Genomic DNA, 233 nt, shown 5'->3' with positions numbered 1-233 from the left:
GTGGCCCCAGGCACCCTGGAGCCCGATGCACGCAAGCGGCTGCAAGGCCTACGGATTACCTCGCAACAGGCCGCCCAACTGGTGCGCTCCAGCTTCACCGGCCTGCGCGGAATAGTCGGCAGCTGGCAACTGCTGCTGGGGTTGGGTGGGCTCTATCTGCTCAGCGACAGCCTGGACAAGAACCTGGCGAAAGCGGAAACGGAGATTGGTGCCAAGTCGAAGGAAGCGTTGTT

General features: G+C 63.1%; 1 pseudogene. It reads left to right on the top strand.

The annotated features are described in order from the left end of the window. Window positions 1-233: pseudogene (locus IRZ56_RS23010) on the top strand (oxidoreductase); the annotation flags it as partial.

Origin of the sequence: Pseudomonas guariconensis, from assembly GCF_015680235.1 — a bacterium.
Classification (GTDB): Bacteria; Pseudomonadota; Gammaproteobacteria; order Pseudomonadales; family Pseudomonadaceae; genus Aquipseudomonas; species Aquipseudomonas guariconensis_A.
Note: the sequence above shows the minus strand (reverse complement) of the source record. Positions and strands in the feature narration are given on the sequence as shown.